The sequence below is a fragment of the Quisquiliibacterium sp. genome (genome assembly GCF_982640115.1).
Map to the genome: position 1 here is coordinate 1 of NZ_CEXFHW010000149.1, position 10,197 is coordinate 10,197.

General features: G+C 69.6%; 10 protein-coding genes and 1 pseudogene. 7 read left to right on the forward strand and 4 right to left on the reverse strand.

Annotated features, from left to right (window positions below; all coding sequences use genetic code 11):
- Positions 1–360 (forward strand): annotated as a pseudogene (locus AC2H6A_RS14805) (hypothetical protein); the annotation flags it as partial.
- Between the two features lie 63 nt (positions 361–423).
- Positions 424–987, forward strand: coding sequence for an elongation factor P (gene efp / locus AC2H6A_RS14810; protein ID WP_484274371.1), 564 nt, complete (start codon positions 424–426; stop codon positions 985–987).
- On the opposite strand, the gene AC2H6A_RS14815 is transcribed toward efp, so the two are convergent.
- Positions 984–1,940 (reverse strand): response regulator, encoded by a 957-nt coding sequence (locus tag AC2H6A_RS14815; RefSeq protein WP_484274372.1) that lies wholly within the window; start codon positions 1,938–1,940, stop codon positions 984–986. The two genes, efp and AC2H6A_RS14815, sit on opposite strands and share 4 nt — an antisense overlap.
- A 142-nt stretch (positions 1,941–2,082) precedes the next feature.
- Positions 2,083–2,379 (reverse strand): DUF3579 domain-containing protein, encoded by a 297-nt coding sequence (locus AC2H6A_RS14820; protein ID WP_484274373.1) that lies wholly within the window; start codon positions 2,377–2,379, stop codon positions 2,083–2,085.
- A gap of 207 nt (positions 2,380–2,586) precedes the next feature.
- Here AC2H6A_RS14820 and AC2H6A_RS14825 point away from each other — a divergent pair, with 207 nt between their 5' ends.
- The 3 genes from AC2H6A_RS14825 (at position 2,587) to AC2H6A_RS14835 (ending at position 5,430) form a co-directional block, all read left to right on the forward strand.
- On the forward strand, positions 2,587–3,783 hold the full coding sequence (locus tag AC2H6A_RS14825) for an acetylornithine transaminase (protein ID WP_484274374.1): 1,197 nt from the start codon (positions 2,587–2,589) through the stop codon (positions 3,781–3,783).
- A gap of 30 nt (positions 3,784–3,813) precedes the next feature.
- Positions 3,814–4,725: an ornithine carbamoyltransferase gene (gene argF / locus AC2H6A_RS14830; protein ID WP_484274375.1), complete on the forward strand. Its 912-nt coding sequence runs from the start codon at positions 3,814–3,816 to the stop codon at positions 4,723–4,725.
- 159 nt (positions 4,726–4,884) lie between these two features.
- Positions 4,885–5,430, forward strand: a complete 546-nt coding sequence (locus AC2H6A_RS14835) for a hypothetical protein (RefSeq protein WP_484274377.1) — start codon at positions 4,885–4,887, stop codon at positions 5,428–5,430.
- A 59-nt stretch (positions 5,431–5,489) separates the two neighbouring features.
- Here the strand turns inward: AC2H6A_RS14835 and AC2H6A_RS14840 are convergent, their stop codons facing one another.
- Both AC2H6A_RS14840 and AC2H6A_RS14845 read right to left on the reverse strand, forming a co-directional pair.
- Positions 5,490–6,056, reverse strand: a complete 567-nt coding sequence (locus AC2H6A_RS14840; protein WP_484274378.1) for a carboxymuconolactone decarboxylase family protein — start codon at positions 6,054–6,056, stop codon at positions 5,490–5,492.
- A gap of 93 nt (positions 6,057–6,149) precedes the next feature.
- Positions 6,150–7,601 (reverse strand): phospholipase D-like domain-containing protein, encoded by a 1,452-nt coding sequence (locus AC2H6A_RS14845; protein ID WP_484274379.1) that lies wholly within the window; start codon positions 7,599–7,601, stop codon positions 6,150–6,152.
- Positions 7,602–7,695: 94 nt separating this feature from the next.
- Here AC2H6A_RS14845 and AC2H6A_RS14850 point away from each other — a divergent pair, with 94 nt between their 5' ends.
- Both AC2H6A_RS14850 and AC2H6A_RS14855 read left to right on the forward strand, forming a co-directional pair.
- Positions 7,696–8,874, forward strand: coding sequence for an acyl-CoA dehydrogenase family protein (locus AC2H6A_RS14850; RefSeq protein WP_484274380.1), 1,179 nt, complete (start codon positions 7,696–7,698; stop codon positions 8,872–8,874).
- Positions 8,875–8,891: 17 nt separating this feature from the next.
- Entirely contained in the window at positions 8,892–10,028 is a 1,137-nt protein-coding gene (locus tag AC2H6A_RS14855) for an acyl-CoA dehydrogenase family protein (RefSeq protein ID WP_484274381.1), read from the forward strand.
- Positions 10,029–10,197: the final 169 nt, after the last annotated feature.

Here is a 10,197-nt window from a genome sequence, read left to right on the forward strand (position 1 = left end):
GCGGCCGATGGGCCGATCGAGGCCTTCAGCCGAGCCTGGACTGACGGCGCGCACCCGGCGCCTGCCGTCCCGGTCGCTGCCCTGCCGGTCGCCGCGGCGTCGGCCAGTGCGGCGTCGGCCGGCGCGGCGTCGGCCGGCGCGAGGACCGCCGGCGTGAGAGCCGCCGGTGCGGGAGCCGGGAATCCCGCACCGGCGAACCCTCGAGCGGCCGATGGCTCGTTCGATCTGGACGCTGCCTGGAGCGCCCTCGACGCCGCCTGGCCGACCCTGGAGACAGCCGCCGCCGCGCTCGCCAGCCAGACAGCCCGGGCCCCTGATCTGGCCACGCAACTGGTCAGCTATTGCCGATCCAGGCTATAATCTTGGGCTTTTCCCAGCCCGCCGCACCCGGCGCCAGAGCCCGCGGCCCCCAAGGAAACCCCCATGAAGCTCGCCCAGGAACTGCGCACCGGCAACGTGATCATGATCGGCAAGGATCCGATGGTCGTGCTGCGGGCCGAATACAACAAGTCGGGCCGCAATGCGGCGGTCGTCAAGCTCAAGCTGAAGAACCTGCTGAACAACTCCGGCACCGAGACCGTCTCCAAGGCCGACGAGAAGTACGACGTGCTGATGCTCGACAAGCGCGAGGTCACCTACTCGTACTTCGCCGACCCGCTCTACGTGTTCATGGACGCCGAGTACAACCAGTACGAGGTGGAGGCCGAGTCCATGGGCGATGCCGTGCAGTACATCGACGACGGCATGCCCTGCGAGGTCACCTTCTATGAAGGGCGAGCCATCTCGGTGGAAATGCCCAACAGCGTGGTGCGCGAGGTGGAATACACCGAGCCCGCCGTCAAGGGCGACACCTCGGGCAAGGTCATGAAGCCGGCGCGCATCAAGCCCACCGGCTTCGAACTGCCGGTGCCGGCCTTCGTCGAGATCGGCGACAAGATCGAGATCGACACCCGCACCGGCGAGTATCGCAGCCGCGTCAAGGGCTAAGCGGCAGGCGGCCCGGCCCGGTGCAGATGCCGGGCCACGGTCTCGCGCAGAGACTGCATGCTCACCGGCTTGACCAGATAGCTGTCGCAACCGGCCAGCGCGCCACGGGCCAGATCGAAGGGCGATGACCGGCTGGTGAGAATCACCACCGGCATCGGACGCAGGGTTCGGCTGCGCTTGATCTCCCGGGTGAGACGGTAACCGTCCATCTCGGGCATCACCACATCCACGAACACCATCTCGTAGTGGCGAACCGCGAGTGTCTCGAGCGCCTCGCGGGCCGAGTTCACCCCCTCGCTGTCCAGCCCCATGCGGTGCAGTGCCACGGCCAGCTGGCGGCGCACCGTGGGACTGTCGTCCACCACCAGCACCCGCGGCCGACGCGCGGAGGGCGCATCCTCGTCGTCGGATTCGCTGTCATCCCAGGCCTGCGGCTCGCCCGCGGGCGGACGCGTCGAAGCCGCCAACGCGCGCGCGGCGCCCGCGGCAGCGCGCGGCACCGCTGCGCCCTGCCCGCTCAGCAGGCTGTGCTCGACCGCGCGGTTCAGCGCGGGGATCAGGCCGTGGGTGAAGGCACTCACCGGCAGTTCATCCTGGCCGCGCTGCTCGTCGGCGCGCCGGCCCACCCGCACGATCGCCGGCACGGCGGGCGCGATGCCCGGAGCAGGCTCGGCGCCATGGCTGCGCAGCGTCTCCAGCGCCTGCGGCGCGCCCGCCGCCGTCATGTCGACCATGGCGATGTCGAACCCGCCCGGCTGGCGATTGCTTGCCAGCTCATAGCGATACGGGTTGTGACGCGCGTGGCGCAGCACGGTGTCGGCATGGCTCAGCAGCCGCTGATCAAGGCCGAAATCGGCCACCCGGAACATGGGTCGGTCATCGAGCGCAACGCTGCCCGGGTGTCCCATCTCGGTCACGCCCCAGCTGGCACGCCACTGCTCCGGGAAAGGCATTCAGGGTCTCCTGTGCGGACGGCGCGCCCTCGGCAGGCCGCCCAGCCGGATTCTAGCCTCTGCCCCCCCGGGGAGGGCAACCGCGATTCGACAAAAAAGTCTTTTTAATCGACAACTTGGCCGAAAAACCTCACGCCGCGTGTCAGGAGTCTTCGTGAATGCTGAGCGCGTTGTCGCGGGCAAAGCCGCGCAGGAAGTGGTAGGCCATGGGTTCGATGGCGTAGAGCCGGGCGTCCACCCGGACGCACTTGTGGCCCTCGTGCAGGCCGGGCGCCACGAAGGGAGAATAGGTGAGATGCGCCTGCGCGCCCGCGCCGGGCGGTCGGAACGACGACATCACGCCGCACAGGCGCTCCGCCCAGTCGCTGGGCCGAAACGGGCGGCCCTGGGCGGTGAGGCCGACGATGGTGAACGAGCGGACCGAAGGCGGGGGGCTCATGCAGGCAGGCGGGCCAGGGCCGGATGCTCCTGGACACCGAATGGGCGATTATAGCCGCCCGTTCAGGCGGCTTTCCCCTAGAATGACGGGTCCGGGTCGGCCAGCAGGCGGCTCCGGCAGGCAGACGGCGGCGGCAGCCGCCGTTCTTGTTTCTGCGGGAACCCGCGGGCGGCTGACCCCCGATCCATCCCCGAACCGGAGTCCGAGATGGCTGCCAGCACCCCCCTGATGTCCACCTACGGCCGGCTGCCGGTCGCCTTCAGCCATGGCGACGGCGCCTGGCTGTTCGACACCCGGGGCCGGCGATATCTCGACTGCCTGTCCGGCATCGCGGTCAACACCCTCGGGCACAACCACCCCGACCTGGTGGCCGCGCTGCGCGAGCAGGTCGGCCGGATCATCCACTGCTCCAACCTCTTCGAGGTGCCGCTGCAGACCGAACTCGCCAGCCGGCTGGTGGCGGTGTCGGGCATGACCAATGTGTTCTTCTGCAACTCAGGTCTCGAGGCGAACGAGGCGGCCATCAAGATCGCCCGCAAGTACGGCCATGGCAAGGGCATCGCCGAGCCCGAGATCGTGGTCTACGAGAAGGCCTTCCACGGGCGCTCGCTGGCCACGCTCTCGGCCACCGGCAACGCCAAGGTACAGAAGGGTTTCGAGCCGCTGGTCGGCGGCTTTCCGCGGGTGCCGCTCAATGACGCGCAGGCGCTGCGCCAGGTGGTGGAGCGCAACCCGAATGTGGTGGCGGTGTTCCTGGAAGCCATCCAGGGCGAGGGCGGCATCCAGCCGGCCAGCATCGAGTACCTGCGGGAGGCGCGTCGGCTGTGTGACGAGCGCGGCCTGCTGCTGATGATCGATGAGGTGCAGTGCGGCACCGGTCGCACCGGCAAGTGGTTCGCCCATCAATGGGCGGGCATCCTGCCCGATGTCATGCCGCTGGCCAAGGGCCTGTCCTCGGGCGTGCCGGTGGGCGCGGTGGTGGCCCACGGCGCGGCCGCCGAGGTGTTCCAGCCCGGCAACCACGGCACCACCTTCGGCGGCAATCCGCTGGCCATGCGCGCGGGTCTGGTCACCATGGCGGTCATGGAGCGCGACGATCTGCTCGGCAACGCCACGCGCGTCGGCGACTATCTGGTGCAGTGCCTCACGCAGGCGATCGGCGGGCTGCCGGGCGTGCGCGAGATCCGCGGCCGGGGGCTGATGCTGGGCATCGAGCTCGACCGGCCCTGCGGCGAACTGGTGCAGCGCAGCCTCGATGCCGGACTGGTGCTCAATGTCACCGCCGATACCGTGATCCGGCTGCTGCCGCCGCTGATCTTCACCCGCGATCATGTCGACCATCTGGTCGAACGGCTCGCGCCGCTGGTGCGCCAGCACCTCGCGAACAGCCCTGCCCCGGCCTGAGGCGCCGCCGGCGCCACGCGCATACCCGAGATGCCGATGAAGCACTTCCTGCAGTTCAAGGACCTGGACGCCGACGAGCTCGCCTACCTGTTCGCCCGTACCCGGGTCATCAAGGAGCGCTTCAAGCGCTATGAGCCCTATCACCCGCTGAGCGATCGCACGCTGGTGATGATCTTCGAGAAGGCGAGCACCCGCACGCGGCTGTCCTTCGAGGCCGGCATGCATCAGCTCGGCGGCTCGGCCATCTACCTCAACACCCGCGACTCGCAGCTTGGCCGCGGCGAGCCGGTGGAAGATGCCGCGCAGGTCATCTCGCGAATGTGCGATCTGGTCATGATCCGGACCTTCGAGCAGAGCATCATCGAGCGCTTTGCCGCGCATTCGCGGGTGCCGGTGATCAACGGCCTCACCAACGAATACCACCCCTGCCAGATCCTGGCCGATGTCTTCACCTTCATCGAGCACCGGGGCGACATCCGCGGCCGCGTGGTGGCCTGGATCGGGGACGCCAACAACATGCTCTACACCTGGCTGCAGGCGGCCGAGCTGCTCGGCTTCACTGTGCAGGTCTCCAGCCCGGCCGGCTACCAGGTCGACCCGGCCCTGGCAGGCAGCTCGGCAGCCTGCATGCGCCGCTTCGATCGCCCCATCGATGCCGCCCGCGGCGCCGACCTGGTCACCACCGATGTCTGGACCAGCATGGGCTACGAGTCCGAGAACGAGGCACGGCGCCGGGCCTTCGCCGACTGGCAGGTGAACGAGGAGCTCATGGCAGCGGCCGACTCCCGGGCGCTCTTCATGCACTGCCTTCCCGCCCATCGCGGCGAGGAGGTGCAGGCCGAGGTCATCGATGGCCCGCGATCGGTGGTCTGGGACGAGGCCGAGAATCGGCTGCATGTGCAGAAGGCGCTGATGGAGTACCTGCTGCGCGGGCGGCTCTGAGGTCCGCCTGCGGCGGCCTTCCGCCCCCCTTTCTGACAGTGACCTGTCGGTCAGCGCCGAGGCCGTTTCAACAAGCGTCGGAAGGCCCCTTTGGTCATGCTTGTTTTACACCCTGTGGCGCCACGCCCTCCCTACAATGCGCCGCAGGAAGGTGAGGTGATGGGACGCAGGCTGATCGAAGACGAGCGCCCGTGGCATCCGGCGATGGCAGCGTCCGGGGGTCGGATCACGCTCTACGCTGCCAAGCTCGGGCCGATGCCGGGCGATGCCTCCGCGCTCCGGCAGGCACTTTGCCCTCCGGTGCCCCCGCGCACCTGGCACCGGGTGTACCCCTACCTTCCGCGCGAGACCCTGGCCGATGGCTCCCTGGTGCTGTGGCACCCTGACGAAGCCGGCTGGTCGCTGGCCCTCGAGCAGGTGCATCGCCTGTGCGCCCCCACCTGGCGCCTCAGCGGCGCCTATGTTGCCGTCCGGGGCACCGAGCGGGTCGAGATGCGCGACTTCCACGCGCTCGACGAGATCGACCTGCCCGACTGGTCGCTGGCCGTGCCCGATCCCGGCTTCGCCGACATGCTCGGGCACCTCGACGGCAATGCCTGGCGCTTGTCGGAGCTGGTGGCCCGCTGGGCCCTGCAGGTGGGGCCGGCCCATGCGGGCAAGGCGCTGGTCGCCGCGCTGCCGCAAGACCCGCCCAGCCAGCACTGAGCGGCGCCAGGCGCGCGCCTTGATGGCGCCGATGGCCGCCCCGGCCCGTTGCGCCGGCTTCAGCCGCGCAGATCGGGGTCGAGCACCTGCCCCTCGTCGAGCTGAACCCCGAAACTGTTCAGGATCATCGACACCTGGGTGTACTGACCCACGGTGAACACCACATCCATGCACTGGCGCGGCTGGAAGTGCGCAGCCAGGGCCTGCCAGGTGGCGTCGGTGATGAACTGGCCGGCATGCAGCTCGTCGGTGGCCCGAAGCAGCGCACGGTCGGCGGCGCTCCAGTTCGGGCCGTCGGCGCCGAGCTTGATGGCGGCGATCTCGGCATCGGTCAGACCGGCGCGCTGGCCGATCGGCACATGCTGGGTCCACTCGTAGCCCGAGCGGCACAGAAAGCCCGTGCGCAACACCACCAGCTCGCGCTCGCGCGCCGGCAGGGTGTTCTTCTTGCTGAGCACATAGCTGCCCCAGCCCATGAAGCCGCGCATGGCGTCGGGGTGGTTGAGCAGGGTGCGGAAGATGTTGAGCATCTTGTCGCGGGCCACCATGGGGGCGGCGAGGGCAGTCTGCTCGGCGTTCCACTGGTCGTCGGGAACGGGGGCGAATCGGGGCTTGGACAGGCGCATGCGCGGCTCCGGGCGTGGTGAGGATGAGCGGGGAAGGTTCGCGGCGACTATGACCGATCAGCCCCGGACGGCCCGTGCGGCCGTGTCTCGATTTCAGAGCTGAAAGGCAAGCCAGAGCACCAGACCCTCGGCAATGAAGCGCGCGAGCCCGGCAGGCCGCGGCTGGTAGGCGCGGGCGTCGGCAACCAGGGCCTCGATCCAGCGGGCAAAGCCCGCAATATCCTGCGGTCGGTAGAAACCCACCATCAGCTCGTAGTTCAGGAAGAGGCTGCGGCCATCGAGATTGACCGAGCCGGCCATGGCGAGGTGCTCGTCGATCACCACCGCCTTGGCATGCACCATCTGCGGTGCCAGCCAGAGATGGGCGCCGGCCGCGGCCAGCTCGCGCATGGGCCGATGCCGCGCGATGTCGGCGAGCCGGTGATTCGAGCGGGCGGGCATCACGATGTCGACCCGCACGCCGCGCCGGGCGGCAAGGCACAGCGCCGCGAGCAGGCTCTCGTCGGGCACGAGGTAGGGCGTCACCGCCAGGATCCGCGAGCGCGCCCGGTAGCACGAGGTGAGCAGCAGGGCATGCACCGTGTCTTCCGCATAGTCGGGCCCGCTCGGCAGCAGTTGCGCGGTGGCCGCGCCCGCACCCGGCTCGGCGAGCGCCGCGGCGGCCTCGGCGGCCTCCCGGCCACGCGCGAAGGCGTCATCGATCGCCTCGGGCCGTGAACTCTGCGAAAACACCCAGTCGGCCTCGAAGACCGCCGAGGCCTCGGCGGCAAGCGGGCCGGCAAGGTCGAAACTGAGATCGACCCAGGCCGGCCGGCCGGGTGAACCCTCGAAGTACTCGCCGGCGAGATTGCGCCCGCCGGTCCACAGCAGGCGGCTGTCGGCCACCACCAGCTTGCGGTGATTGCGCAGATTGGTGCGCCCGCGCAGCGGGCCGCGCCAGGGCATCCGGAAGGGCGGGGCAAAGCGCAGCACCTGCACCCCCGCCTGACGGGCCTGCGCGAACTCGCGCCGCCCGCCCATCCAGGCGCCCATCCCATCGACCAGCAGGCGCACCCGCACGCCTGCCCTGGCCCGGGCAGCGATTCGCTCGAGGCATTCGGCGCCGAAGTCGTCCCGGCCGAGGATGAAGGTGCAGACATCGAGCCGTTCGCGCGCGGCATCGACCACCCGCAGCAGGGCCTCACGGGCGGCCCGGCCATCGGCATGGATGTGCAGGTCATGGCATGCCTGCGCGGGATGCAGCCCCATGGCCGCGGTGAGCCGCCGGGTCCAGGGCGGCACCGAGTCGCCCTGGACCGGGTCGGCGCCGCGTGCCCCATCGGGCGAGCGCCGGGCGGCGCGCGGCAGCTTGCGGGTGCCGAACATCAGGTAGAGGGGCACGCCGAGCTCGGGCAGCAGCGTGATCATCAGCACCCAGGCAATGGCCGCCGACGGGTGCCGACGCTGGCCCAGCGCATGCGAACCGAGCACGAACACCAGCAGGCCGATGGCGGACATCAGCCCGTGCCAGGAAAACCACTCGGAGGGCAGATCGGTGAGAGACACCGGGTGGACTCGCGGATCGGGTGGACAGACTCTAGCAGGCGGGAGGGCCTTCAGCCTTGCGATATCCTCTGGCTGTCATTGACCGAGGTGAACCATGGACCTGAACTACTCCGCAGACGAAATCGCCTTCCGCGATGAAGTGCGCGGCTGGCTGGCCGCCAACGTGCCCGCCGACCTGCGCCAGAAGGTGCTCGATTACCAGGAACTCAGCAAGGAAGACCTGGTGCGCTGGCACAAGATCCTGGCCGCCAAGGGCTGGGTTGCCCCGGCCTGGCCCAGGGAATGGGGCGGCACCGACTGGGATGCCACCCGCCGCTACATCTTCGAGGAAGAGTACGCGCTTGCCGGCGCGCCGCCGATCGCGCCCTTCGGGCCGACCATGGTGGCCTCGGTGCTGCTGCACTTCGGCACCGATGCGCAGAAGAAGCGCTACCTGCCCGACATCTACAACGGCAATGTGTTCTGGTGCCAGGGCTACTCCGAGCCGGGTTCGGGCTCCGACCTCGCCTCGCTCAAGACCCGCGCCGAGCGCCAGGGCGACCACTATGTGGTCAACGGCCAGAAGATCTGGACCACCCTGGGCCACTACGGCGACTGGATCTTCTGTCTGGTGCGCACCGACGCCACCGCGGGCAAGCGCCAGGAGGGCATCAGCTTCCTCCTCATCGACATGAAGACCCCGGGCATCACGGTGCGCCCGCTGCTGCTGCTCGACGAGGCCCACGAGGTCAACGAGGTGTTCTTCGACGATGTGCGCGTGCCGGTCGAGAACCTGGTCCACGAGGAGAACAAGGGCTGGACGGTGGCCAAGTACCTGCTCGGCCACGAGCGCCTGAACACCGGTCGCATCGGCGGCTCCAAGCGCGAACTCGCCAAGCTCAAGCAGATGGCCGCGCGCACCCAGGTCAACGGCAAGCCGCTGATCGACGACCTGCGCTTCAAGGACCGGCTCGCCCGCGTCGAGATCGAGCTGATGGCGCTCGAGATCACCAACATGCGTTTCCTCGACGAGATGCGCCGCACCGGCAACATCGGGCCCGAGGTGTCGATGCTCAAGATCAAGGGCACCGAGATCCAGCAGGCGCTCACCGAGCTCAGCATGCAGGTGATGGGCCCCATGGCCCAGGCCTTCCGCCCGATCAGCTACGACGGCTTCGACGAGTTCGGTGCGTCGATGGCCGCGCGCTACTTCAACTTCCGCAAGACCTCCATCTACGCGGGTTCCAACGAGATCCAGCGCAACATCTTCTCGAAGATGGCGCTGGGCCTCTGAGCCCGGGAGCAACAGGCATGAACTTCGAACTCACGCAGGAACAGCAGCTGCTGGCCGACACGGTCAAGCGGGTGATCGAGAAAGACTACGCCTTCGAGGCGCGCAAGCAGATCGTGGCCGGCACGCCGGGCCACAGCCCGGCGGTGTGGGCCACCTTCGCCGAGCTCGGCCTGCTCGGCCTGCCGCTGTCGGAGGCCGCTGGCGGCTTTGGCGGTGGCGCGGTCGACATGGTCGCGGTCATGGAGGCCATCGGCGCGGGGCTGGTCCTCGAGCCCTACCTCTCCACGGTGGGTCTGGTCGGACGACTGATCGACCGCCACGGCAGCGATGCGCAGAAGGCCGCGGTGCTGCAGCCGGTGGTCGAGGGCGCGCTCACCCTGGCGCTGGTGCACTACGAGGCCGGCGGCCGCTTCAGCAACACCGCGGTGGCGCTCACCGCGCGCCGTCAGGGCGCCGGCTGGGTGCTCGACGGCAGCAAGATCGCGGCGGTGGATGCCCCGGTGGCCGGCAAGCTGCTGGTCAGCGCGCGCACCTCGGGCATGCCCGGCGAGTCCGGCGGCATCAGCCTGTTCCTGGTCGATGCCGGCGCGGCGGGCGTGTCGATGAAGACCTACCGCACCCAGGACAGCCTGCGCTCGGCCGATGTCAGCCTGCGCGGCGTGAGCGTGGGCGCCGACGCGCTGGTGGGCGCCGAGGGCGAGGGTCTGGCCATGCTCGAGGAGGCGCTCGATTTCGCGGGCGCGCTGCTCTGCGCCGAGGCGGTGGGCGCCATGAAGTTCGCCTGCGACACCACGCTGGAGTACCTCAAGACCCGCAAGCAGTTCGGCACCAACATCGGCTCGTTTCAGGCGCTGCAGCACCGCATGGTCGACATGTGCATCAGCACCGAGCAGGCCCGCTCGATCACCTACCTCGCCTGCGCCAAGGTCGGCCCCGACACGCCGGCCGGCGAGCGCGCGCGGGTGGTGGCCGCCGCCCGCGTGAAGGTGGCCGACGCCTGCCGGCATGTCGGGCAGGAGGCCATCCAGCTGCACGGTGGCATGGGCATGACGCTCGAGATGAAGGTGAGCCACACCTTCAAGCGGCTGACCATGATCTCGCAGGCCTTCGGCGACGCCGACTACCACCTCGAGCGCTTCACCGCGGCGGCCTGAGGTGACGAGCCGCGCGCGTCGCGCCCTGCTGCTGGCCGGCGGGGCCTCGCTGGCCGCGGGCTGCGCTCTGCCCGGCCCGCGCGGGTCGGCTGAAGATGCCCTGCCCCGGCAGGTCGCGGCAGCCGGCGGGCCCGCCAGGCCCGATGCCGCGGGCCGCGCCGAGGTCGAC